This window comes from Paenibacillus sp. FSL R10-2796 (assembly GCF_037965315.1).
In the GTDB taxonomy this organism is placed as follows: Bacteria; Bacillota; Bacilli; order Paenibacillales; family Paenibacillaceae; genus Paenibacillus_AQ; species Paenibacillus_AQ odorifer.
This window is the reverse complement of record NZ_CP150178.1, coordinates 2278094-2304259: the sequence shown is the minus strand read 5'-3', so window position 1 is coordinate 2304259 and position 26166 is coordinate 2278094. Positions and strand designations below refer to the sequence as shown.

Annotated in this window: 20 protein-coding genes; 10 read left to right on the top strand and 10 right to left on the bottom strand. The window is 48.7% G+C overall.

The features are described from left to right. Positions 1–10: 10 nt before the first annotated feature. Genes NST58_RS10220 through NST58_RS10200 form a run of 5 tightly spaced genes read left to right on the top strand, consistent with a single transcriptional unit; the run spans position 11 to position 5317 of the window. A complete protein-coding gene (locus NST58_RS10220) occupies positions 11–1177 on the top strand; it encodes a YheC/YheD family protein (protein ID WP_339247601.1) in 1167 nt (388 codons plus the stop codon). Then, complete coding sequence (locus NST58_RS10215) at positions 1178–2551, top strand: YheC/YheD family protein (protein WP_036683976.1); 1374 nt, start codon at positions 1178–1180, stop codon at positions 2549–2551. Next, entirely contained in the window at positions 2548–3660 is a 1113-nt protein-coding gene (locus NST58_RS10210) for a YheC/YheD family protein (RefSeq protein ID WP_076124884.1), read from the top strand. The genes NST58_RS10215 and NST58_RS10210 overlap by 4 nt, the downstream gene beginning before the upstream one ends. Before the next feature lie 26 nt (positions 3661–3686). Beyond that, positions 3687–4205 (top strand): GNAT family N-acetyltransferase, encoded by a 519-nt coding sequence (locus NST58_RS10205; protein WP_076124882.1) that lies wholly within the window; start codon positions 3687–3689, stop codon positions 4203–4205. Then, entirely contained in the window at positions 4187–5317 is a 1131-nt protein-coding gene (locus NST58_RS10200) for a YheC/YheD family protein (protein WP_076184268.1), read from the top strand. The genes NST58_RS10205 and NST58_RS10200 overlap by 19 nt, the downstream gene beginning before the upstream one ends. 78 nt (positions 5318–5395) lie before the next feature. Here the strand turns inward: NST58_RS10200 and NST58_RS10195 are convergent, their stop codons facing one another. From NST58_RS10195 to NST58_RS10175, 5 genes are all read right to left on the bottom strand, one after another. Beyond that, the gene (locus NST58_RS10195; RefSeq protein ID WP_038569657.1) at positions 5396–6781 is read right to left on the bottom strand and encodes a sugar ABC transporter substrate-binding protein; all 1386 of its coding nucleotides are present in this window, start codon (positions 6779–6781) and stop codon (positions 5396–5398) included. 93 nt (positions 6782–6874) lie between these two features. Then, positions 6875–8491 carry a response regulator gene (locus NST58_RS10190; protein WP_256720944.1) on the bottom strand — a complete coding sequence of 539 codons (1617 nt, stop codon included), beginning with the start codon at positions 8489–8491 and terminating at the stop codon, positions 6875–6877. 7 nt (positions 8492–8498) lie between these two features. Beyond that, positions 8499–10268 (bottom strand): sensor histidine kinase, encoded by a 1770-nt coding sequence (locus tag NST58_RS10185; RefSeq protein WP_339247597.1) that lies wholly within the window; start codon positions 10266–10268, stop codon positions 8499–8501. Between the two features lie 45 nt (positions 10269–10313). Continuing rightward, positions 10314–11135, bottom strand: a complete 822-nt coding sequence (locus NST58_RS10180; RefSeq protein ID WP_254847647.1) for a carbohydrate ABC transporter permease — start codon at positions 11133–11135, stop codon at positions 10314–10316. An 87-nt stretch (positions 11136–11222) separates the two neighbouring features. Further along, positions 11223–12119, bottom strand: coding sequence for a sugar ABC transporter permease (locus NST58_RS10175; RefSeq protein ID WP_036683990.1), 897 nt, complete (start codon positions 12117–12119; stop codon positions 11223–11225). 236 nt (positions 12120–12355) lie between these two features. Here NST58_RS10175 and NST58_RS10170 point away from each other — a divergent pair, with 236 nt between their 5' ends. Next, positions 12356–14896 (top strand): heparinase II/III family protein, encoded by a 2541-nt coding sequence (locus tag NST58_RS10170; protein ID WP_339247594.1) that lies wholly within the window; start codon positions 12356–12358, stop codon positions 14894–14896. A gap of 26 nt (positions 14897–14922) precedes the next feature. After that, on the top strand, positions 14923–15243 hold the full coding sequence (locus NST58_RS10165; protein WP_036683993.1) for a cupin domain-containing protein: 321 nt from the start codon (positions 14923–14925) through the stop codon (positions 15241–15243). Between the two features lie 67 nt (positions 15244–15310). On the opposite strand, the gene NST58_RS10160 is transcribed toward NST58_RS10165, so the two are convergent. The 3 genes from NST58_RS10160 to NST58_RS10150 are packed head-to-tail and all read right to left on the bottom strand — an operon-like array spanning position 15311 to position 18415. Further along, positions 15311–16438: a glycoside hydrolase family 88 protein gene (locus NST58_RS10160; RefSeq protein ID WP_339247591.1), complete on the bottom strand. Its 1128-nt coding sequence runs from the start codon at positions 16436–16438 to the stop codon at positions 15311–15313. 47 nt (positions 16439–16485) lie between these two features. Then, positions 16486–17550 (bottom strand): alpha/beta hydrolase family protein, encoded by a 1065-nt coding sequence (locus tag NST58_RS10155; RefSeq protein ID WP_256716517.1) that lies wholly within the window; start codon positions 17548–17550, stop codon positions 16486–16488. After that, positions 17525–18415, bottom strand: a complete 891-nt coding sequence (locus tag NST58_RS10150) for a pectinesterase family protein (protein ID WP_076304374.1) — start codon at positions 18413–18415, stop codon at positions 17525–17527. The genes NST58_RS10155 and NST58_RS10150 overlap by 26 nt, the downstream gene beginning before the upstream one ends. Before the next feature lie 73 nt (positions 18416–18488). On the opposite strand from NST58_RS10150, the gene NST58_RS10145 reads away from it, so the two are divergent. Then, complete coding sequence (locus NST58_RS10145; RefSeq protein ID WP_076124866.1) at positions 18489–19370, top strand: AraC family transcriptional regulator; 882 nt, start codon at positions 18489–18491, stop codon at positions 19368–19370. Positions 19371–19377: 7 nt separating this feature from the next. Here NST58_RS10145 and NST58_RS10140 read toward each other — a convergent pair whose 3' ends face one another. Continuing rightward, positions 19378–20832 carry a glycoside hydrolase family 28 protein gene (locus NST58_RS10140; protein ID WP_076304372.1) on the bottom strand — a complete coding sequence of 485 codons (1455 nt, stop codon included), beginning with the start codon at positions 20830–20832 and terminating at the stop codon, positions 19378–19380. A gap of 19 nt (positions 20833–20851) precedes the next feature. Then, positions 20852–22417, bottom strand: a complete 1566-nt coding sequence (locus tag NST58_RS10135; RefSeq protein ID WP_076304371.1) for a glycoside hydrolase family 43 protein — start codon at positions 22415–22417, stop codon at positions 20852–20854. Between the two features lie 202 nt (positions 22418–22619). Between NST58_RS10135 and NST58_RS10130 the strand changes: the two genes are divergently transcribed. Together NST58_RS10130 and NST58_RS10125 are read left to right on the top strand one after the other, a co-directional pair. Next, positions 22620–24863, top strand: coding sequence for a helix-turn-helix domain-containing protein (locus NST58_RS10130; RefSeq protein WP_248547634.1), 2244 nt, complete (start codon positions 22620–22622; stop codon positions 24861–24863). A gap of 320 nt (positions 24864–25183) precedes the next feature. Further along, the gene (locus NST58_RS10125; RefSeq protein WP_081383729.1) at positions 25184–26164 is read left to right on the top strand and encodes an ABC transporter permease subunit; all 981 of its coding nucleotides are present in this window, start codon (positions 25184–25186) and stop codon (positions 26162–26164) included. Positions 26165–26166: the final 2 nt, after the last annotated feature.

Below are 26166 nucleotides of genomic sequence, written 5' to 3'. Positions count from 1 at the left end.
GGAGGACACGATGACTGAAACAGAAGTGGGGTTCCTCGGCATTATGACAGGCCGCCGCAACGGGAATCCACCGATCGCCGAGCCAGAGTTTTGCAGTCATTTATGCCGGGCAGCTCCTCTATACAGCCTAAAAGTCCTCGTATTTCATCCAGACGGAGTAGCGGCAGACGGTTCCTCCATTACCGGCTATACCTGGAAAGATGGAAGCTGGCAGAATACTACTTCTCCACCGCCAGATATTGTCTATAATCGCTGCTTTTACGAAGGTCCTAAAGAAAGAAAAGAAGCTTCCGCTGCTCTCTCTACTCTTCATCGTTCCCTGCCTTGGTCTCGAGGTTTGCCAGATAAATGGGGTGTACATGAGATATTGAAGCGCGACCGGAGAGCAGCGGCAATACTGCCGGAAACTGTACTCTATACCGGTACCCGCAGGTTAAGTACAATGCTTGCTGAAAGAGAATATGGAGTCTTTCTAAAGCCCAAGGCCGGCACCCATGGCAAACGTACATTACATGCCATACTGCAGAACAGAGGCATGAGAGTACGAGGGCGTGACGGTACAAATACACCTTTTCAATATGTTTTCGACTCACAGGCTGAAGGACTGAACTGGATTCATGAATTTATCGGCTCACGCCGCTATATTATACAGCCTTTCCTGCACCTAACGAATAGTAAGGGGCAACCGTTCGATGTGCGTGTATTGATGCAAAAGAATGGCCTTGGCCGCTGGACTCTTACCGGCATGGCCGTACGGCTGGGTAACCAAGGTTCGCTGACTTCGAACCTGCATGGCGGCGGAACAGCTGTTTCTCCCCTGCCTTTTTTGCTTGCTGAATATGGTCAGGGTGGAAAAGACATCATGCGTGAGCTTGCTGCAGAAGGTGCATACTTGCCTCCCCTACTGGAGGCTGCATGCGGCAGGCTTGGAGAACTCGGCCTTGATTTCGGTATTGATTCGAGCGGTCGGATTCATTTACTAGAAGCAAATTCCAAGCCAGGGCGCACGGTATTCCGGCTGACGGGCGACCGCCGGGCTGCTAAGCTCGCCGCCGAGAATCCACTGTCTTATGCGCGCCATCTACTGCTCACACAACGACGGATACCATCCCTATCTACGGGCAGCTCCGTTACAAACGGGAGAATGATAACAATGGTTCCTAAGGAGGATTCATAAATGAGTCTCACTTTTTGCAATGTGCATTTCACTAAGCAGCCCCAAAGAGTTGTATATGTATCAGGTGCACTGATGAAAAGCTTGAAGTTAACGGGGAAAAAAAATATACGCTTAAGGCTCGGTAAAGATGCCACCCCGACCATGATCAAGCCCATCAAGCGCGCCGGAAATCACCTATATCTCGCCTCAGGCGTAAAAAGCGCTATCAAGGTTCCGAAATCAGGTGGTGTCTATTTACGCAATCTACAGAATGACGAGGTGCAGCTAGGACCTTTAGTTGGCATATTATCCGATGGTCCTGCTTCCTCGTCTCAGCCCTTCGGTTCTCGCACAGGGTTCATCAAGCAATTACTGCGGGAAGGCAGTAACAAATGTTATATATTTGCCTTTATGCCGCGTGACATCAACTGGCAACAGGAACAGGTCTATGGATATTTTTTGACTTCAAGCGGTAAGTTTGAACGAAAAATGGTCCCTCTGCCTGATGTTGTCTATAATCGATTGCCCAGTCGGAGAGCTGAGACCTCACCCTATATCAACCAACTTCGCGAACGATTTATGCGGAAAAGAATTCCATACTTTAACTGGAGCTTTTTCAATAAATCCGATATCTATAAGCTTTTAGAAAATGATGGGGCGGCAAATCGATATGTACCTGAAACCCACAGCAATCCGTCCACGGAAAAAATGAGAGAAATGCTGGATCACCATCATTTTGTATACTATAAACCTTCTGCGGGAAGTCTGGGTCACGGCATTTATCGGCTTACCTATCTCCCGAAAAAGGGGTATTTTGCCCGCTACCGCCGCGGTGGAAAAAACGTTCTTTTACGCTTTACCACCTTTGAAGCCCTTATGCGTATGCTTCGTTCGCGTCACGGTCAAAATCTGCAAAATTATATAGTTCAGCAGGGAATACGTCTCATTGAAATAGATGGCTGCCCGATTGATTTCCGGTTCCATATGCATAAAAACGGCAGTAATCAGTGGATTGTAGTCGGCATAGGCGCTAAAAAAGCCGGCCGTGGCAGTGTCACCACTCACCTTAAAAATGGAGGAGCATTGCTCACACCTCAGCAAGCACTCGGACGTGTATTCGGCGCAAGAGCTGATGAAGTACTGCAGCGTGCAAAGACTACAGCCATCAAGCTGGCAGAATCACTAGAAGTCCAGCATCGTCATTTGCTCGGTGAAATTGGCTTTGATCTCGGAATTGATCAGGATGAAGACATCTGGATGTTCGAGGCCAACGCCAAACCAGGTCGTTCCATCTTCCGTCACCCTTCCCTGCGCGCTGAGGGCAAAGCTTCCATCGAGCACATTCTGGAGCATTGTCTATACCTCAGCAAATTCCGCAGGAGGGATGAGATGTGAGCACCCATAATCCGGAAGATACAAAACCTGTTATTGCCATACTGACAACCAGCGATAAAGTACGGCAATTTAATGGCAACCGCAGCAACTTCCGGGACATTATTCGCACAGGCAAAGAAATGGGATTTCTTGTCTACGTCATCACTGTCCGTGACCTCAAGCTTGAGGAACGGATGGTGAACGGATATGTCCCATCGTCCAGCGGTAAAATCTGGTACAGCATTCCTGTACCTCTTCCACAAATCATTTATAACCGAATTCCCACCCGTGAGGATGAGGAAAAACCTGCTGTGGTACGTAAAATAGCTCAATGCCTGGAACATCCAGGCATTAAGCTATATAATCCATATTTTTTCAATAAATGGAGTCTGTTCGAATGGTTAAGGGGTTCGCACTCCACCTCAAAGCATGTTCCAAAAACGAGACGATTACGCAGTGCAAACACCCTTACTGCCATGCTGAACCAGCATACCAGCCTCTACCTTAAACCAGAGAATGGCAAAGCAGGAAAAGGAATTATGCGCCTAAAATATCGTGCAGATACCGCTTTGCCTTACCGGCTCCAAATTCAAAGCGGCAAAAAAAATGTGACGTACAAAGCAGCTTCCATGGACCGGCTCTGGGCAAGAATCGGAAAAGAAAAAGGAATCTCTCGTTATATTGTGCAGCAGGCTATTGAACTGGCGACTCATCGGGGAAGACCGTTTGATCTGAGGGTGCTTCTGCAAAAAAACAGCAGAGGCGGCTGGGGAGTCACTGGCATAGGTGCACGCCTCGCCGGTGCCCGAAGTATAACGACACATGTACCACGCGGCGGTAGTATTGAAGAGCCTGCCAGCATGCTGGAAAGTACATTTGGAACCGAAAGAGCAGCCATGATCCTGAAGAGTGTGCCTACAACCGCCCTTCTTATCGCTAGACAAATTGAAAGAGCTTCTGATTCTATGCTCGGAGAGATGTCGATGGATCTGGGTGTAGATGAGAATGGGGGACTCTGGTTCTTTGAGGCCAACTCCCGGCCGATGAAATTTGATGAACCCGCGATCCGCAAGCTGTCCCTAGAGCGAATCTTTCACTACGGCCAGCATTTAGCGCGCCAGTTTAAATAGAAATCATTAAAAGGATGTGACACAGCATGCAGATATCCTCCATCTATGACACAAATGCCAAACAGTGGAAATCACGGCTGGCTGGACTGCTTGAGTTTATAAGAGCGCATGGGGAGAAGCGAATCACAAACCAAGCTTGCAAAGTACTGGCCCGATTAACACCGGATCAGTTGTCAGAGCCGGGTATCTCGCTGCTTGTCGCCACCGTACGCGGTCAGAATGGGCGCCAGCTCGCAGGAGTCAGCTTCGTATCCGGATTCGGTGCAGAAGCCTGTCTTGTCGCTGTGCACCCCTTCTACCGGAATAGACATACCGGCACTGCCTTAATGGCTGCCCAGCTGAAACGCCTCGGGCATCTGCAATGCAGTGTTGCCTGCGACAATACTGCTAGCCTAAAGATGTGCTTCAATATCGGCCTTGCTGCCGACACACTTACCACTGGTCCTACCGGCAAGCCAACATTACTGCTCCGGTCACCCCATCATACCGGCAGCACTACTATTTCTCCACAAGAAGGTGAACTCCTGTGCCAGAGCCCGTCTTAGGCATTCTTACTTTATATATTAACGAAGCTAAGCAGCTTGAAGAAAAGGCCGTGTACCGGAGAATGATCGTCGAGGGCAAACGAATTGGCTTGGATGTCTTTGTGTTTACCCCCATGGATGTTCATCCCAGCAAAGAGCAGATCCATGCCCTTGTCTTTGATCCCAAGAGCGGAAAATGGTCACGCAAATGGCGTTCTTTTCCGAATATGATTTATGACCGTTGCCGTATTCAGCGCAGCTCACGCTTTCAGCAACTGCTTCGTTTCCGAGAACGCTACAATCATCTGTTATTTCTGAATCGTCCACTGCGCAACAAATGGACCATTCACCAAACATTTTCACAAAAAAGCCGTTTCCGGCAGCATATGCCAGAAACTTTACTCTATCAGTCCTCTGCCGACCTGCGCCGGATGCTGAAAACCAATTCAGTAGTCTATATCAAGCCGGCAAACGGCACAGGCGGACGTGGCATCCTCAGAATTGAGAGAATGAAGGATGGGCGTGGGGTATATGATATTCAAGGCCGTCGCCAGGATCGCCGAATCATTCCCACCCGTAAAGTCTCTTCTACTCGGCTGGATTCCATCGTACGGCAATGGTGTATCGGCGGACGTTTCCTTATCCAACAGGGGATCCCATTACGTCTGCCGGGCGGACGTTTCCATGATTACCGGATGCTCGTTCAAAAGAATGGGCAAGGTGTCTGGGAACTGACAGGTATGGCAGCACGGGTCGGTGCAGCGCGGAGTGTAACCTCCAATCTTCATGGCGGTGGTCATGCCGTTCGAGCGGAAACGCTGCTGAAGGAATGGCTGGGCAGTCAGGATAAAACCGATAAGGTCATGAAGACTGCCGAGAGGTTGGGCCTTGATGCCGCAGCCTTCTTGGAAGAAAGTTACGGAGCCTTATGTGAGCTTGCATTGGACCTCGCCATTGATCGCGAAGGTAAAATTTACGTGCTGGAGGTTAATCCCAAGCCCGCCCGTGAAGTGTTCGCAAGATCAGGTGACGGAACCACATACCGCAAAGCCCTGATTCGCCCTCTAGAATACGCGCTGTGGCTCTACAATAACAAAGGAACCCCGAGCACAGCTAAAACGACTGAGGAATAAAAATTTATCATAGTAGTCATCAAAAAAAGACGCCACTAGCTCGTATTAATACGGAGCCTAAGAGGCGTCTTTTTCGATTTATTTGGCCAATGATCCCTGCAGGGAACCTGCATCGAAGTCCGGCTGTGCTTCGATATCGGTGTCACCTGCAGCTTTGGCTTTTTCAAGCGCCGCATTATAGCGAGTATTCAAGTCCTGAAGCTCTTTATCTAAATCTCCACCACCAAAAATATATCTATTGAAGACATCAACCTTCTTTAGTCCTTCCAGACGTCCTTCACTGATGACCATCGGAGTCGCTGGATAAATCCCGTCTAACTTCGTAGGCAGAAAATCTTCAATCCCTGCAATGTCTGGTGCCTTGGCAACTGTAGCAACCGATGGAATAACCGAAACCCCATACCCTGCTTCCTGGTAAGCAATCTGCACATCATCACTGTACATCCATTCAATAAACTTCCAAGCTTCTTCCTTATGCTTAGAATCCTTGCTCATAGCCAAATAACTTCCTGCAATAACTTGGCTGACACCCTTCTGCTCCCCGTCAATGGTTGGAGGAATCGCAGCTGCCCAGCGAATTTCAGTTGGGAATTGGGTTTTGTAGACCGTCGGCTCAACGGAATGGTTGAAATACATGCCGATCTTGCCTTGAGCGAATTGCGCACGAAGCGGGTCGATATCAAGCGATTCCGATCCTGGCATCATACTTCCATCCACCTTAATCTGCCGTAGCGCCTCAGCAACCTCTTTATAGACGCTAAAATCAAATTGCCCCGTCTGGAAGTCGAAGCCCTCTGTACCCTTAGTCTTGCTAAGTGTTGTTATTGGATAAGCGATACGCTCAAATCCGCTGGTACTTTTGAAATTACCCGCGAAGCCGTAAGCGCCTATGTCTTTTCCTGCTGCCGTAATTTTCTTGGCATCCTCGACCATCTCTGCGAGTGTGGTAGGCGGCTCTGTAATGCCAGCCTTCTCGAACAAATCTACGTTATAAATGAGGCGCCAGAACTGACCGATATTGGGAAGGCTATATATTTTGCCGTCAACGGTATTTTTCTCGTTGATAAGTACGTTCTCGAACCGGCTCTTCATCTCTGGTGAAATGTAGCTATCAAAAGATTCCAGATACCCTCTTTTGACCCATGTTGGCACGTTATAAGTATCCACCCGGAGAATATCAGGCGCCTGCATGCTGGAGAAGGCAATATCCACCGACTGCGTATAGTTCTCTGCCATAACCTTCATTTCAATCTCGATATTGGGATTAAGACCTTCATACTCACTGATCTTTTGCTCAATAAAATCAGAATCATGACGATCAATGGTCCAGTAGACCAATTTTGTTTTTTCGGAGTTTGTATTGCTGCTGCTTACCTCCGTATTAGATTCGGATGATGAACAGGCGGCCAACGAGCCAGCCAGCATCAGCGAAACCCCAGCTAATATCCATTTATTTCTTTTCATCTAAAATGCCTCCCTTTTCTTTTGAAATCGCATTCATTTCTTAAGAAAATTATAATTCCACTGCCCTTTTATCAGTGAAGGAGAAAACAACTGTCAATGGGAGACGAAATCACTGTTTCCCTCCACTTTGGGCAAGGTATATTTTGCACGAAAGTCAGTCGGCGTCATTCCGGTATATTTTTTGAACTGCTCTGTAAAATAGGGTCGATCCTCATAGCCCAAAGAGATGGCAATATCCTGAACCTGTATGCCTTCCAGCACCAGCTCCTTGGCTTTGTCCATTCGTCTCCCGATAATATATTGGGCGAGTGTCATTCCCGTCTCCTTTTTAAAAAGATTGGAGAAGTAGCTAGGACTAAGATGCACCTCCCGTGCACAGTCCGCGACGGATAGATTTCGATGCAGATTTCCATTGATATGAGTGATGGCCCGATCCACAAGCATACGCGCGTCACTGCATTGGCGTTGTTGCAAATACGTACAGCCCAAACGGCAAAATTCCCGAATCTGGCGGCTAAGATCTTCAAAAGAGACTGCACTGCTCATGTCTGCAAGCTTATTTTCCAGAGTTTTAACTTCCGAATCCGTTGCTTTTTCCGAGAAAATCCGATGGATAGAATGAGCCAGTTCAAGACATAACGTCTTAACGATGGACGGATTAGGCGTTGCCGGTGCAGTAATCCAATCATGCCAAATATGATCCAGCTGCTCCTCTGCTTTGGGTAAATTCGCCGAACGCAGACAATAAAGCAATTCTTTCTCCTTGTCATATGAGTATCTGGGTAGCGCGGCATTCACGACTGCATCTTCAACATAGGTGTACACGCTGTTCCCACCGTTCAGAAAGGTGTTCGCAAGTGCAGACAGCGCCTGCGCATAGGAAGCAGAAAGCTGCCCTACCTCCTCCACCTCTCCACCCAGTCCAATGGATACCGTCTGGTACGTATACCGATGTACATTTTCCCGGCATTTCTCTGCAAGTTGCTCCATATTCGGCTCCGCCAGAGGGTTCATCACAATAACGAACTGATTCACATTTTCCCGGAACACAATACCCCGAGTGTATTCGGATATTGTATTTTCCAAAATATTCTGTACGGCAAAGCGGATTAATTCCACCTCGGAAACCGTAAGTTCTGATGTACGTTCCACAAAAAAATCCACTTCCGCTACCATCACGCAAAAATTATAGTTATTCATCTCGATATTGTAAAAATCCCACTGCTGGCTCAAGTGCTGCTGTCTAGTTCCATAACGGATGAGCAGACGCATATATTCCTGACGCAAATAAGGTAAGCTCTCGCGCAGCTTTTGTTCCATGCCCATCATCTGCTCAGCTTGACTGCGTTCCCGCTCCAACACTTCTTTGGCCTTCAACACAGATTCAAGCACTTGAACCTTGGTATACGGTTTTACAATCAGATCAAAGGCACCCAGCTTAACTGCTTCCTGGGCATAGGTGAAATCAGAATAACCCGTCAAAAAAATCAGTTTGATGCCTGGCTGCTCGGCTTGGATGCTCCGCATCATCTCTAAACCATCCTTAAAAGGCATTCGGATATCCGTCAATACGATGTCAGGACGATGCTTGCGGATCTGCTCCAGACCTTCTTCCCCGTCTGCCGCGGTGGCCGCGATCACAATCCCATGTTCCTCCCAAGGAATCCGCTGCGACAATCCGCGGACCACTGCAGGAATATCATCAACAATACATATTTTAATTGAATGGGCGTTCAGGATTTATTCCCCCTTCCACAGGAATGGATAGAACAGCTTCGGTTTCAACACGCGGACTGCTTCGAAAGACCAATCCGGCTTCTTTGCCGTAGTACAGCTGCAGTCGGCTACATATATTAGACAGAGCATAACCTCCACTGCCGTTCGGCTCCTTCAGCCAGGCATTGAGTTTCTCCGCATTCATGCCGGTTCCGTTATCGGTAACCCGGATGAGCAGTGTGTTTTTGGCTACTTCTACAGAGATCCGGATCGCTCCCCCTCCCCTTAATTCCTTAAGGCCGTGCAGGATTGAGTTCTCCACCAAGGGCTGAATAATAATTTTCAATACAGGAAGCTCCAGCAGTTCCACTCCGACATCAATTGTATAGTCAAACAACCCTTCATAACATTGCTGCTGAAGGTTTAGATACTGGCGGACATGTTCCAGTTCCTTGCCTAAGGTCGTAATTTCCTGCCCGTTGTTCAGTCCCAGCTGAAACAGTGCAGACAGCGAAATGACCATCTGTTTCACATCTTCATATTCATCCATCTCACATTTCCAGAAAATCGTGTTTAATGTGTTATATAAAAAATGAGGCTCGATCTGCGCCTGAAGCGCCTTGATCTCCGCTTTTCTCTTTTCTTTTTCTGTATCCTTGACTTCAGCAATCAACTCACCAATCCGGTCCAACATCTGGTTAAATTTGCGTCCCGCCTCCCCAATCTCATCCTGGAAAGGACTCTGGAAGCGTGCACTGAGATCCTCTTGCTCAACACGAGACATCGTCCGTTGCAGTTTCAGCAGCGGTCCCAGTAGCAAAGCGGACAGATACCTTGCAAGGAAAAGCGCGATGACGATACATGCCGCCATGATCATCAACACCAGCCATTGAATACTCCGAACAGGTTGCAGCAGTTCCTTTTTGGACAGGTAGCTGACCAACACCCAGTCTTTTGCGTACCCTGAACTGGCATAGCTGAGCAGCATTGGCCCATCCCCAGCAGAATATTCAAAATTACCCCGGTCTGCTTCCCTCAGTTTGTCCAAAAACACAGAGTCCCGAGACCATTCCGGACGTCTCCCGTCTCCGAAGACGCTTGTTCCCTCTTTATTGATCAGTAAAAAACGCGCGGAGCCAAGACTCCCGCCTCCACTTACAGTATCTTCAAGAATGTCCTCTTTTACATTAACGATCAAAAATAGATCAGGGACATAATTGTCTGTAAGCGGCTGCAAGACTAGGGAAATAACATGGTGTTTCCCGGCAAATAGCTCGTCCCGATGACTCTCCACCCAATTGGTTTCAGGTTTCTCCTTAATCCGTTGATACAGCGAAGATTCTAGAAATGGGGTCAAGGTTCTGCGCTGATTGCTGGTAGAGTAGAAATCCCCGTCCGGCGTACTGATCAAGATAGATTCAATGGAGTTTTCCGTCAACTCTACCTGCGTGAAGGGCGCTTGCAGCATAGAAAAATTGGCAAAAAAACGTTCCATATTATGAGCTTTAATATCCCGGATGGTCTGCTGATAAGCTTCGCTCAACATCATCGTGGAGGAAGCCACAATGATTTGCTTTAACTTCTGGTCCAGGACATTGATTGACTGAGTCAGCACATTTTGATTTAACTCGACAGAGTTACGCTCCATCGCCCGAGAAGCGATGGAGTAAGCCAATAAACCGGTGACAGAAATACAGAATACCGTCAGTGCGGTAAAAGATAGCCATATTCTTTTCTTCAAAGAGGTACGATAAACCCAGGCCTTCAGCATGTATTCACATCCTTCTTGAATAACTGTCCGAAGCCCGCCCCGAATTTAGCCCTTTACAGAGCCAGCTGTCATCTGCATGAACGATTTATTAGCGAAAATATAGACAACAATCATTGGCAACATGGACAGACATGCACCCGCGAGCATCAATTGAGGTTGCGCCGCATCGCCGATACCATATTTTAGCCCCGCCAATCCTACGGTGAGTGTCTGTAATTTTGGCTGTGTCATGGTAAAAACCAGCGGCAGAATATATTCGTTCCATGCTCCGCGGAAGGTCCAAAGCGCCGTGACTCCAAGGGCGGGTGTCAGAAGCGGTAAGATAACTCGAAAGTATACGCTATAGAAATTACAGCCGTCAATAAAAGCAGCCTCATCCAGATCCTTCGGAATCGCTCGTACAAAACCAATCAACATAAAAAATGCCGTGGCATGCGCACTAATCAGAATAATAATGACACCCCATAACGATTTCTGTAGATTAAGCGCTACCATAAGGTCAAATTGCGGCCGAAGCACCACAGCACCGATCGAGATAAACAGCGTGCAGGACTGAATTACAACATATATACGTTTCCCGTAAAAATCGACTCTCGCTACCGCATATGCGGCCATCGTTCCAATGAATAGAGTGCCTAAGGTGGTAAAGATACTGATAAACACACTGTTCCATGTAAAGCGGGCAAAGTTAGCCGAATTCCAAGCCTGCGCGTAGTTTCCAATCTGCCATGACTTAGGCAGCAAGGTGGTTCCTGTCGTCAACTCCAGATTGGTCTTAAGGGATCCGAAAAAAGCCAGAATAATCGGAAACAACGCAAAAGCCGCCACTATAAGTAGAAAAATCCACAGCAAGGTCCGGGACAGCACCGCTCGGGTCTTGAAGGACCGGACAGGCTGGACCGAAGTGTTCTTCGTCTCCGCATGTAATGTACTCACTGTTCATTCTCCTCTCTTTTAATAGATATCATTTAGCTTTTTAGATACATAAAAGTAGACTAAGGTAATCAGACCTACAATAACTGCTGTGGCAAAACCAACCGCACTACCGTAGCCAAATTGCTGAATGCTTGTACCTCCACTGGATACAGGGAAGAACAGCTTATACAGGTACAGGTACATAACTTCCGTCTTGCCATAAGGACCGCCTTCGGTAAGCACCATAATACTCTCGTAGCCTTTTAGGGAGGCGGTAATAGCGAGCATAATGATCATTTGCAATACAGGTCCGAGCATGGGAACGGTGATGTTCCACATTTTTCTGAAAGGTCCAGCTCCATCTATAGATGCCGCCTCATAGAGATCCTCAGGAATGTTCTGTAAACCAGCGATAAAAAGCAGCATATAGTTACCGATAGCCCCCCATATCGCAATCATAATAGCGGTTAGTAAGGCATATTTCGGCCCTAGCCAATCTATCGGAGCGGAAATAATTCCAGAGCCGACCAATAGCTGGTTAACCATCCCATTGTATGAATTAAAGATAACGTAGAATACGATGGCCATAACCGAAGCACTGATTACGGTCGGCATAAAGTAAATCGCTCTTAGCAGCTGCCGCCCTTTCAAAGCACGATTGAGGACAACCGCCAGTAAAAATGATAATGGCAAGGTGATGAGCAGCTTGCCTCCAGCGTAGATAAAGGTGTTGACCACTGACTTCCAGAATTCCTTATCCCTTAATAAGCGCTCGAAATTCTCCAGCCCGATAAACAGGGGTTCGCCGAAACCCTGGTAATCATAGAACATGTACTTCAGAGCCCAAAAGATCGGATATACTCCAAAAACCAGCGTCAGAATCAAACTGGGAGCAACGAAGGTCCAGGCGTTAATTTGACGTTTTGATAAATTCATTTATTGTTCCTCCTGTCCATTGGACTAAGCTTATGTCCTTAATGATAATTCTATCCGTTCGTAACGGTTAGGGAGAAAGCGACTGCGCTTGGGGGAGAATTTCACTTTTTCAGTTGCTTTGTCCCCTTTCCTTCATTTGTTTATCTATCCCGTCCTTCGTAAAGCCACGTTTATACTAATTAAGAGAAAGCTCACCCACGAACCATGACTACTTTACAAGGAGGTTAGAACTACCGATGATTTCAGCATATGGTGGCGGTACACGCCCCTTCGGATGTTATACCGAAGGAGAGCTGGAGGGCATACGCCTTAGAATCGAACAGCTTCCCAAGGTCCGGCAAGAGTACGAAAGACAACAACAGCTGTCTGAACAATTTGCCAGCCGAGAAGCTGCTGCGCCCCTCCATAAACTCGGGGTGTTCCGGGTAGAACCCTTTGTTTTTAAAACCCCTCCCAGAACGGCCTTCCTCAAGCTTTCTGTACAGATTCGGGGAAAGGGCACGGCGCGCATCGGGGGCTTGCGTCTGACTCATTCGCAGCTTGGCTTGCCGGTTGAACTAGCGAATGGCGGTCTAGAATCTGGGATGCTGGGGTGGAGTCAAGACCGAGAAAACGGAAGCACAGTATATCTAGAGAAATTGGCCAGCTGGCAGCAGGGTCTCCAGCCATCTGGTGTAACCCCATCTGGCGCTAGTCTGGCAGACGATTTGCAATGTATCTGCATCAGTAATGAGGAAGTGAAAGGATTGACAATCCTTCATTATGGAGAGACCATACCTGTATACGAAGGTGATCATTACAGCGTGCAGACGGTGCTCAGTCTGGAAGCTCCTCTAGGCGAAGGAATCTGCATCGGGGTCCATTTTCTAAATGCTGCGGGGCAGCCATTGGGAACTGAGCTGCTCTCCCCGCTTTTTAATCGGCCGACACTTACCAATTGGGCCTTCCTGCTGGAGGCTACGGGAGCGGACGCCAATATGTATATGACCACGGGTGAAAGTAAATTTGCGGTTCGAGCCAAGCAAAAGCTCCAGTACATGCTTGCCGATATGCGGGTAGGCATGGATATTTTCCGTAGAGACGGCTGGCATGACGATGATACTTACGGCGCGGTGCATATCGGGAGGGGGCTCGCTGCTGCTTCGGTAATCTACGATCAGATTGCTGGCAGCAGTGTATTCCTCACTGGAGAAGAAACCGAACTTCTCGCTCATTTCCGCTATATCGCAGACATGATGATGGATACCCACTACTACCGGTTTGATCTGGAGACCTTCCCAGATGAAAAGGGGGGAAAACGCAGTAATTGGAATGCCGACCGGGCAACCGGACTGGGTGTATATGCCCTCCTCTTTCCCAATGAAAAACAAAGTGAGGCATATCTTGATCATGCCCTCTCAGTCATCAACTGGCAGCTGGCAGAAGTGGTGGATTCAGACGGCGCATGGCCAGAAAATATTCGCTACCATGGCGCAGTATTGCATCGCTATTTTCTCTTCTTCCTCCTATTAAAGCGTTTGAAGGGCATTGATTATTTCAAGCATGAGAAGGTAAAGGGCATGTACCATTTCCTAATCGGAACAGTGACTGCACCAGATATTATTCAAGGCGGCTCTTCTGGCTCCCCCGTCCTGCTTACACCAGCGGTCGGCGATGCCAATGTGCAGGAAAAATGGTTTCGCCTGCTTGGATATGCGGCCCCATTCTATATGGACGAAGACCCCCAGCTTGCCGGGGAAATGCTCTGGACGTGGAAGCACGGCGGAGAACCGATTGAGGATAGTGGCGCATTTCCTCTGCCTCTGGTCGCGCTGTTATATCCACAGCCCGACTTAACAGAACAAAGGCCTGCACTCGACTCCGTACATTATCCCGATATCGGTTATGTCATCTTCCGCAACGGAGAACAGAACCTTCAGCATTATGCAATCTACGAGGCGTCTCCGCTGACTTATCACGCTCATCATGATGAAGGGCACTTCTCCATCTGGGCAGATGGTGTTCCAGTAACCCTTGATTCTGGAACGGGAGGTTACTATAACGGAGATCGGCATTGGTATGTGTCCAGCGCAGCTCATAATGTTGTTCAATTTACCGATTCATTCGGAAATTTTGCCAATGGCCCACTGCAAAGCACATGCAAGGAAGTGCGCTTTTCAGAAGAGTTAGATCATGCCAGCAGTCTTATTCCAGAGGCTAACGCCAGGGAATATGAGCGGAATTTCTTGTTTATTAAAGCAGGCTTTAACGTCTACTTGATATGGGATCGAATCGAGGGAGCATCGAACAGCGTCTGGAATCTGCATACACTCAGTACTGATGCAAGTATAATGGAGCAATCCATTGATGCAGCTTGCCTGAACGGCAAGCACCTAAGCGCTTATATCGCCGAACCAGAACTTCCAGTGATTACAATGGGAGAAGGCGCTGTAGCCGGGAATTATCCGCTGGCAGAGCAGCAACATTTTCGTGTTTATGGTGGTACAAGCGATTACGTCATTCTGCTTCATCCCCGGACAGAAGATGCTTCTTCACTACAGCTTGAACAGCTTGATTATGAAGAGGCTGTCGAAGGAGTACGCTTGTACAGGATATCCCGTACGGATGGAAAATGGTTTATCGCCGCCATCAACGGCACCAAGGAAGAACACCTTGTTACTGTTCCGGGTCTCGGACCGCTTAGGCTGCTCGGAGAATCTGAGTCAACATCCGGGCAACCTGAAGCAACCCAATTAAGAATTGAGGCAGGCAGAATTCACATCGCCATGCCCCGATAACTATATACAAGGAGGAAGATTAGAACATGAGCAATCTTGGAGTATGGGAACCAGCAGAACCGGGAGTTAAACGCTGTATCTTGAACGCTGCAGCCAGTCTGATGATGATGGAGGTTCATTTCGAAAAGGGAGCCGAGGGCTATGAGCATAGCCATCCTCACGAGCAGATGAGCTACTGTCTGCGTGGAAGCTTTGAATTTCGTATTGACGGCGAGAAGCATAAGGTAACCGCGGGGCAAAGTATTGCCATACCGCCAGATGCAAAGCACGGTGTAACCGCATTAGAAGCAGACTCTGCGCTGCTCGATGTCTTCACACCTATCCGCGAGGATCTGCTGAAACGCTAATAAATATATATCTGGCAGCAAAAAAAGGCCCAATCATTCCATTTCAGAGGGAATGATTGGGCTTCTGTTATTTTTCAGCTTGGTACCGTTCCACCTCAAGTGATGCTAATAACAATGGAGCGACGCCCATAGGCACATCCGACAATACGTCCTCAGAGATATAGTAATCGTATGAGCCATTACGGTCTTTGCTCAGACCCGCTCCATGACAGATCTGGTGCAGGTGCACACCTTGTTCATCCTCTTCAGTCAAATGCGTCAAAATGCCTTCATACCCTTGCAACATCGCCTCTATAAAAGAGGATTCCAGATAACCTAATCTTAGTCCCTTAGCCATCGCATAAACAAACATGCACGAGCCGGAAGCTTCAAGATAATTGCCTTTTCTCCCCGCTTGATCTAACACCTGGTACCAGAGGCCAGTCTCCTTGTCTTGAACCTCCAGAAGCGCGCCGCACATCCGCTGGAAAATGCCAATGATCGTCCCCCGCTGCGGATGAGTGAGCGGAAAATGCTCCAGGCAATCAGCCACAGCCATCGCATACCAGCCCATCGCCCGGCTCCAAAAATGAGAGGACAATCCGGTAGACGAGTCAGCCCATTCCTGCTCTTTGGATTCATCCCAGCCATGATAGAGCAAACCGGTCCGTGGATCACGGGTCCGCCGCTCAACCAGCAGCAGCTGATGCGCCGCTTCGTCAATCAGTTCAGGTCGTTGAAAAACCTTGCCGTATTCCGCTAGGAATGGCGATGCCATGTACAGCCCGTCCAGCCACATCTGGAAAGGGTATACCTTCTTATGCCAGAATCCCCCTTCGGAGGTGCGGGGATGTCCAATAAGCTGTGCGGCCAGCAAATGGGCTGCTTCAGCATACCGTTCTTCTCCGGTTTTCTGGTATAGCAAGAACAGGTTTTTCCCCTCGTTAATCTGGTCCAGATTGTATTCTTCCAGCCTGTAGGTACGGATGGAACCATCCTCTCCAATAAATGTGTCCATATGCCGCTCCATAAAGGAGACATACTCAGGCTGGTCGAGCTGAACACCCGCCCGGGCCATTGCCATCAGCAGCATGCCCGGAACATAAGCCCATCTTTCCAGCACATATTCATGCTCTCCCTGCTTGTTGCACCCTCCAAGAATCGTACTCGCGATTTTACTGGACAAGCGAACGGTTGTTGCTTCAGTTATAGACATCCTTATTCCTCCTTCGTTTGTCATCCATATGAAGTCTAATCTTATGCTCAGGTGAGCTGCTTGCGCAGCCAGGCAAAGGCTGGTTCACCATGAATCTCATGACCTCCGGTGAAGAAGTCCGCTTCTACCTGTCCGATATGATTCGCCGACCTGTAAATCGTCTGCAACTGGGTTAAAGCTAATTTTGTTCCGCGTGGGCCAAACAGATGATCGGTATCTCCCGATTCGAGGAACAGGCCACGAGGGGCAATGAGGCCCAGTAGGTCAGGCATCTCCGCTTCCAGCAAAATCCCTGGAATATAATTATCAAGGCAATGATTGCGTGTCAGAATACTGTCTGCGAAAGTATTGGCATACCCGCTTACGACCGCACAAGCGATTCGTTCGTCAAGTGCAGCTGTGAAGCCAGCCACCAGTCCCCCGCCGGAAATACCCATAATTCCAATTCGTTCATCCTTAACTTCTTTTCTTGTCTGCAAATAATCCAGTGCCCGCATGGTTTCGTAGATACGGTAGCCGGCCATCGTCTTCCCAACCATCAACAATGCGGATGACAGGCGGAAGCAGGAATTACGTCCAGGCTCCCCGCTTGTTAGGTCTTCTTCCAATCGTCTGTCCCCAAAGCCGAGCAGCTCTGGGGCTGCCACTACAAAGCCCTGTTTTACCAGTGAAACAGCGAAGTCTTTGTGCAGCCCGGGATCTCCCTGCCGATCCGATCCGTCCGGGTTCAAGCCTACGATCTCCCGGCTTCCATAGCCATGTCCATGAATGGCAAGAACGGCAGGAACAGGGGTAGAGAACGGCTGATCCGGGATCAAAAGATACAGCGGCATGCGCAACCCTTCATAGGTAGTTATCTCTATACGTTCACGGGTATACCCGGAGCAGACGGTTCGTTCCAGCAGAACCGGTTGCAGCTCCTCAGCTATTTCTGGAAAGCCACCTAACCGCTTCGTAAATGCTGTGCTAAGCTCATCACGCCATTGCTGAAAGGGTATGTCTTTGCTGAAAGCCGAGTTGCGTTGAGCTGAACCAGCTAGTTCTTTCATGTATTGTTCCAGAGGCTCCATCCGAAGTGCTCCTTCCTTAATATCCTTCAGGATGCCAGCCATCAAGCACGGTCAGCACCCTATACTCCGCAGCTTCCTGTGGAATCAGCTGCCGCGACCATGCAGCTCTGGCTTCGGGATTGGCTCCCGGTCCACTGCTGCCATATTCTTCATAGCGGCTAGTTTCCTCCCTGTCCGGCTGCCCCCAATTATGCCAGCCTTCGCCGATAATCGAACTGTCTATGACCGTGCGGATAAAAGCCACATGTGCATAAGGGCGCCAAGGTCGGCCAAGATACACTTCACTTACACCTTGACCGCCAGTAATTTCACAATCGAGGAATACATAACCAAACGGTGCGTCTTCAGGCGTTGATGCGGCTGTTATATATCCTCTGGAACGCTTGTTATGCAGCCGGCAACGTTCAAACAAAGCCGTAGCCGCGCCAAAAATATAATCCACATCGCCTTCAATGTAACATTCGTTATAATATTGCTTTCCTTGCCCTGTATACAAAGTATCCTGATCACCCAGCAGGCGTACACGCCGGAATACAGCATGACCAGCATCAACAAAAGCAGCCACCGCCTGGCCAGTGCCGGGACCTGATGCATTTCGAATGGTCAGATTTTCAGCGGTGAAATGCTCAGCGAATACATTCAGGGTACCGGATTTGAATGTGCCAATCGGCTCTCCGTCCGGACCTAAAGTGTGCGCGTTGTCTGACCACGTAATGATGGTGGAATTCGTGTCTTCCCCCAGTAGCAGAACCGGAGGCGTTCCCTGTTTCACTGTAATTTTTTCCTCGTAAATGCCGGGTTTGATCCGAATCGTCACTTCTTCCTTGTGTTCCTGTGGAATTGAATCCAATGCTGCCTGTAGACTACTGAATCCTTCGTCGACACTCTTAGAGACTGTAATTAACATCTGCGGCTCCTTTCCTATCAACCTGAGTTTATTCTATAATAACCGTAACGCTTCGTAAGAGAAGAGGAGAATTATGACTACCCTGACTAGCCCCAATCACAAATATCATATTGAAGAAGACCGCTACAGCATCCAGCATATGAAACGTAAAGGCATCACTGCTATGCCACGTCCCCACAGCCATGACTTAGCCGAGCTGTACTATCTGATACAAGGGGAGCGGGTATACTTTGTGGACGACCGAGTCATTACGGTTCATAAGGGTGAGCTTATTCTTATCTCCGGAAGGGAGCTTCATTCCACAGCAAGCTCGGAAGTAGCCGAATTCGAGCGGATTCTGATCAACTATGATCCTGCTCTTCTACCGCCATCCCTGCAGAATGAAGCCATCTGGTTTCATGACCGCGGGTACCGCTTGTTCAAGCTGACCCTGCGCGAGCAGGACGAAGCGGAAATTCTAATGAACCGGATGCTGGAAGAATGCCGGTTGCAGCGCCCGTATTACGAAACCAGCGTAATCGCTTTATTCTCCGAGCTGATGATTCTCCTCCAGCGTTCAGAGAGTATCTCACAAGCTGGAGGGACGAAACATCCGCTCCATCATCTAGTAACGGATGTAGCCACCTATATCCGTGATCACTACCGTGAGGCCCTTACTCTGGAAGAGACTGCGAGTAATTTTTACATTAGTCCTTCATACTTGAGCCGTGTATTTCACCGATTGACGGGTTTTCACTTTCGGGAATACATCGTTCATGTCCGCGTAAGGGAAGCCGAACGGCTGCTTGTCGGATCTACAGGCAAAATCCAGGAGATCGCCTCCGCTGTCGGATTTGAACATCTTTCCCATTTCAATAAAACATTCAAAAAATCAACCGGTCTGACCCCGCTCCAATACCGAAAAGAAGCAAGGTCACACCCACGGAAGTTCAAGACGGATTTCCATCATCCATAGAATTTTTTTATCTCTCTGTGATCGTCAAATCTTCGGAATGAGTGAGCGTGACGTGGCTGCATCTATGCGCTGTTATCTTCGGCATTTGCGAAGTCTGCAACCGGATACGATCCAGCGTGAGCCCCGTAGCATGCCGCAGCACAATTCCCCGGTCACTCACTGCGTGGAATTTTTCAATGGTTAGATCAGCAAGCGGCATCTCCGGCAGTCCGTTCACTAATAGTGCGGTTGCTGCACCATGGCACACGATGTTCTTCAGGGTAATCTTCCGAAATTGCGGAGTTTCCTCTGTAACCGAAAATAACTGCTCGTCATACCCTTCCGATCCTTCAACCCCTGCATAGAACATATGAAAGGATACAGCCTCGTGGATGATGCCAGTCATGTTGATATTCTCCATTACAATATCCTCCACCACACCGCCTCTTCCCCGGGTGCTTTTGAACCGCAGGCCAATGTCCGTGCCGATGAACAGGCAGTCGCTAACTCGAACTGCATGGACACCTCCGGACATCTCGCTGCCGATCACAACGCCTCCATGTCCGTGATATACCGTGCAATTCCGGATGGTAATATACTGACAGGGCATTCCCCACTTACGGCCTTCCTCATCCTTGCCTGACTTGAGACAGATGGCGTCATCACCCACATCAAAGCTGCTGTGCTCAACTAGAGCATGCGTGCAGGATTCCAAATCAAGGCCATCCCCGTTCTGCGAATACCAAGGATTACGTACCTGAACATTTCGTACGGTAATCTGCTCGCAGCCAATGGGATGAAGACACCAAGCAGGTGAATTCTGGAAGCTCGGCCCTTCCAGCAGCACCCGCCGGCAATTGCGCAGGCTAAGCAACGTCGGACGAAGATACGTACGAGCAGGCAGATAAGCCTCCATACTAGTTTCTCCCTTGTCCCACAGCTTCCGGCAGAAGTCCTCACCTTCCATGGCTTCCCGGGAAGGCCACCATACTTCGCCCTGCGGATCAAGCACTCCTCCAGATTCGATCAAACGCTCCCATTGCTTCTCGGTCATCTTAAACCGCTTCACTGGGCGCCAGCCTTCGCCACTGCCGTCGAATATCCCCTCACCGGTTATTGCCACATCGCTTAAAGCTTCTCCATCGAGCGGAGCCTGACAGCGCCAGCCGGCATTCCCCTCATAATGGGAAGAAAGTAACGGATACAAGGTATGATCAGGGTCAAACTGCACCAACGCCCCCTTGTCTACATACAGATTAATTCGACTACGTAAAGTAAGGGGTCCTGTGCGCCAGATGCCAGCGGGAATAACAACCTTTCCGCCTCCCGCCGAAGCGCAGGCATCCAGTGCAGCCTGAATAGCAGAGGTACATAGCGTTAATCCCCCCTCTTCTGCCCCATAATCCGTGATTGCAAAAGTCCGTTCGGGAATCTGGGGAAGCTCGGGAATCGGATACGTGTTAGTTACAAGATTGCTGCTCATTGAATTTCACCTCCTCCTATTACTCAAGTCCTTCATAGCTAAACCAGTCGAAATCGGCATAGCTTTCGCTCTTTGCACCTTGAGAGCTTGTGTACATCCCGAGGTATGCTCCTGTGAATCCTCCGGCCAGATCGGTGCTGAGCACTCTGCCATCCGTCCGTTCACAGAAGGCTGTCCACTTGGCGGCTTCAGAAGCTCTGTAATAGAAGCTATACTCTTGTCCTCTGGCTTCCACCTTAAGCTGTACCTGATCCTGTAGATATGGCACTGACGCCAGCAGCTGCTCGCTGCCACCCATCCGATGAATCAGCTGTAATACACGTTCGCCTGCCTCTAGCCCCAGTTCATAACGGAAGTGGTGATCCGCATTTTGGAGGAGAACAAGACCAGCTACTTCCCCTTCTGCAGCGGGACTAAACGTCATGTCAGTCGCCGCTCTGAAGCTCAAATGCTGCTGGCGTCTACCGATATAAGATGGATTGGCAATCTCCGAGAGCCGTTCTGGCTTCAGGCGAAGCCGCAGAACTCCAGGCTTGTCGGTAAGACTCCAGAATTCACCCCGCGGTGTCCGCAGGAAATTCCAGATCGGTGCCAGCTCATTACCTATAAACTCATCGCGCGCAGGCAATTCCGGCCATTTTGTCTCTGGCAAATCCGGAGCCTCCGTCTCAAATTCCAGCACTCCTTTGCCAGGATTGACCACAGGCCATTCATTCTCCCAGATTACCGGTGTCAGGAAGGTTTCACGTCCCAGATTGCGGTAATAACCACCGCTGGTTCGTGAAGCCAAGCAGAACATCCACCAGTCACCATGCTGAGTCTCCACTAGCTCTCCATGACCCACATTAACAATAGGATACGCTCTGCCAAGATGGCGATGCGTCAGAATCGGATTGGCTTTATGGCCCTCATAAGGACCGGTCACACTCTTGCTTCTGGCAATCGTAATCGCATGAGTATGCCCGGTTCCGCCCTCGGCAATCAGCACGTAATACCAAGCGCCGATCTTATAAATATGCGGTCCCTCTTGCGCATGAGCTACCTTGAGTGCGCCTTGCCAAATACTCTGCTTCGGACCGATTAGCTTCCCTTGGCTGAGATCAATCTCCTGCAGCCAGATATCCATATGCTTCGGATAAGCCTGCCCTTCCGGCGGAACACGGTTGCCGGTATAATACACCTTGCCGTCTTCATCGAAGAACAAAGAGGAGTCAATACCGGGTGCATCCTCCAACCATACAGGGTCAGACCAGTCTCCGGCCGGATCGGTTGTTGTTACATAAAAATTATGCTGGTTCTTGTCATTGTCAATAAAAGTGGTAATCATATAAAAAACTCCCTCATGATAGCGGAGCGTCGGTGCCCAAATACCCATGGAGGGAATCGAGTGATCCAGATTGAGCTGGGACGGGCGGTCCAGTACATGGCCAAGCTGGCGCCAATTGACCAGATCCTTGCTGTGGAAGATAGGAACGCCTGGGAAAAATTCAAAGCTTGAAGTCACAAGATAATAATCTTCACCAACACGGATAGCGGAAGGGTCAGGATAAAATCCCGGCAGCACTGGATTGTGGAATGTTCTCATTAAAAGTAATCCTCCTCAAAACAATTCAAATGTAAGCACCACCAATTATAGTTCGTATAAGTTTAACTTTCTTGTATTTTCTATGTTCTATTTCTTCATTTTTATACTTTCATGCTATATTGCCCATATTTCACTCCTTGTCAGCGAATGGCTTTTCCCTCTAGAATGGGTGTAATAGGATTTACCTGAAGGGGTGAGCAGCTTGGGAAAAAGAAAGAAATTGTACTCCCGCTTTTTTATGAGCCTAACCGCGATTTCAGTTTGCTGTATTCTAGTACTGGCTGTAGTGATCTTTTATTGGTACCGGAATATTACGATAGATAATGTCAACAAGGCGAACCAAAATGTACTGGTGAATACTGAAACCGTTTTTACAAACTATGAAGAGATCGTCCAGAACTACGCTATGGACTTCTATAGGAATCCAAACATCAACGCGCTCATGATGAATGGCGATACCAGCTGGAGCGACCAGTTGTACAGTGCCTTAAGCCAAATCCGCGGAGCATTGGTTGTGAACCAATATATGGAGAACGCCTACATCATGGGAGTGGATGAGCCTGTTGCCATGTTCGAAAACCTTCCGCTAAGCCCTGAATCCAAGCTGGAGCTATTCTCGAGAATGCGGGATAACATCATTGTTGAATCACCGTTTCTGTGGGAGGCAACCTTGAATAACGGTACCCCCATTACCCTGCTCACCGTGTTTTATAATGACCGGGCGTTTGCGGATAGCGAATATAATGGTGCGGTAGCACTGACCGTCAATTTGGGAAAGCTGCAGAATAATCTGTTTACACAAAAAGAAGGCGAAGCCACCCGTTACGCTGTGCTTGACGGAAAAGCATCTGTGCTCATGCACAGTGCATTATCTGACATCCCTCTGGAAGAGGGCATGTTAAAGCAGGTGGTGTCCTCCACCTCAGAAAGAGGCTCTTTTGTCTATAAGGGAGGTGAAGAGCCACAGCTGATTACCTATGTATATTCTGCAGCGGACAAGCTGTGGTTTGTGTCGGAGACTTCCTACAAGGATAGCATCCGTGATATCTCCAATGCCCGTAATCTGATGACTGGCCTGTGCTTGGCCTTGATTGCCGCCGCATCTATAACCGCCAACCTGATCTCGCGGCGGATGTATAAGCCAATCGGCCGGCTCTTCGGCAATATCGCTCATCTATCTGGCAATGAAGAAGCGCTGAAAACCGGTGGCGATTTCGATACCGTAAGCCAGGAGCTCGAACAGATTGGCGTTAAGCTGGAGCAGCTAAAAAAAGAAAGCGATGATAGCGCCTTGATGCGGTGGCTGCTTTCCCCGCAGAGAACACCGGAGAACAGCGGGACACCCCTGATGAGCATAGCCGCTTCTGGGGGAGCATATTGTGTATGCGTGCTGACCGCTCTGGAGCCCGAACAACCTGAAGACTCCGACTTCCGGCATACTTTTGAGGAAAACATACAACAGATTGAACATGCCTTCAGTGAACTTGCAGCCATTCAATCCTTCAGCCCGCATCAGGGCACTGCTGTACTTATTCTGAGCGAGCTTCACAGCGGCAGCTTCGGCGATTACGCTTTGTACCGCGGTAAATGGGAAGAAACCGCCGCTCAGCTACAGCTTTCCGGAGCCTGCTGCGCCTTCGGAATCAGCGGGCTGACGGATGATTTAAACCTACTGAGGGCTAAATACAATGAGGCTGCGGACAGTCTGCAATATATTAAATTTCATGTGCAGCAGAACATCATCTTTGCCGATGATACGATCCACCTGAACAGCAGCCCAATGCCCGACAGTGCCCTTGAACCGGTACTGCAAGCCGTTAAGCAGACGGAACTCTCGAACCATATTCCGCAGGCAGTGGAGAGATTGCTGGCAGTAGCCTGCAGTTACCGCGTCGAGCCTGCCACCATCGCTTTATCGAGACTGGTCTTTGAGCTCAGTCGCACGGCTGAGCTTAATGCAGACGTCCAGCATTCCGGCTTTCTAGATAATTACCAGCATATCTGGCAGATCCAAAGCTATGACAAGCTATGGAATTGGATTGTAGACAGCTGTTATACCGCCCACGAGCGTATTGCCAGCATGAGCGCTGTACAGACCAAGAGCATTGCTGGTGAAGCCATTTGTTATATCAGAGATCATTATGATGACTCCAGGCTCTCCCTTAATGCCCTTGCTGACAAGCTATCGCTAAGTCCCGCTTATCTCAGTAGACTTATTGCCGACGAAGTAAACTGCAGCTTTCCCGATTTCGTTAACCTGCTGCGTCTGGAGCAGGCGCAGATGTTATTAGTCACTGAGCTTGGCTTGGATATCCGGGAAATTGCCGAGAAAGTGGGCTACAACAGCAGCACCTATTTTACAACCCAGTTCAAAAAGCGTTATGGGGTTACACCTTCTAAATGGAGAATGAATCATATTTTGCAGAAACAGAATCTTCCTGATTGACCCGCTAAAAGTAAGGAACAAAGGGGATGTCCCGGCAGCATTTTCATAGCCGGAGACATCCCCTTTTTGACTTTCAATGAATAACCCTCGCGCCGGCCTTACTATGAAATCCCCCTTTAAATCAGGCTTTTGAGCACCCTAAAAACAAAAAAGTTCTGTCTTTTTCGTTTTTTTAAGCTGCCCTTTTCCGCTTTTTTTAACTTTTTTCCGTTTATTATGATAGCGTTTACATTCCGGGTGGATTTATGATTTTCATGTAAAGCGTTCTCCTAAAACAAGGGACGGAAATGACAACGCTAGTATAAAGGAGTGGACTGTTAATGATGCAAGAAGCTACATCGGAGACACAAGGAATGCCAAGTCCGGGAATCAGGACGGCCAAAGCCAAGAGCTTCCGTAAATCCCTAAGGAAGGACAGCTCGCTTTATTTGCTCGCTCTTCCGGGAATCATCATTCTAATTCTTTTTGCTTATCTGCCGATGAGTGGTCTGATTCTCGTCTTTAAAAATTACAACTTCAACGACGGAATCTTCGGCAGCCCGTGGGCCGGCTTCTCTAATTTCGAGTTTTTCTTCTCTAGTATGGAAGATTCTCTTAGGGCTACACGCAACACGGTGATGTTAAATGCGCTGTATATGCTAACCGGCACGTTTTTTTCAGTGGCCATCGCCATTATTCTAAATGAGCTGCGCAGCAAATGGTTTATCAAAATCACGCAGAGCGTCATGTTTTTCCCGTATTTTATTTCCTGGATTATTATCGGAGCCATTCTGTTCTCCCTGCTGGATTACGACAAAGGCATTATGAACCAGTTGCTCCAGACATTCGGCTTCTCCCAGGTTGACTGGTATTCCAGCCCTTGGCTGTTCGTAATCATTCTCGTGCTAGCGAATATCTGGAAAAGCGCTGGTTACGGCGCCATCATCTATTATGCGGTGCTGCAAGGCATCGACACTTCCTATTATGAAGCTGCAAGAATCGATGGTGCCTCCAGATGGCAGATTATCACCAAAATTACGGTGCCAATGCTGATTCCGTCGATCATTCTGATGACGCTGCTGGGCATCGGGGGCATGCTGAAAGGCGACCTCAGTATGATTATGGGGGTAACGTTCCTGAATCCGTTGCTTCTGCCGACTACCGACATTATCGATGTGTATGTATACCGCACAGCCATCCGTTCCGGAGAATTCGGCTTTGCTTCAGCCATCACGCTCTATCAATCCGTCTTTGGTTTCATTCTGGTGCTGGTGGCCAACAAATTAGCCGGCTGGTATGACAAAGACAGCAAACTATTTTAGGA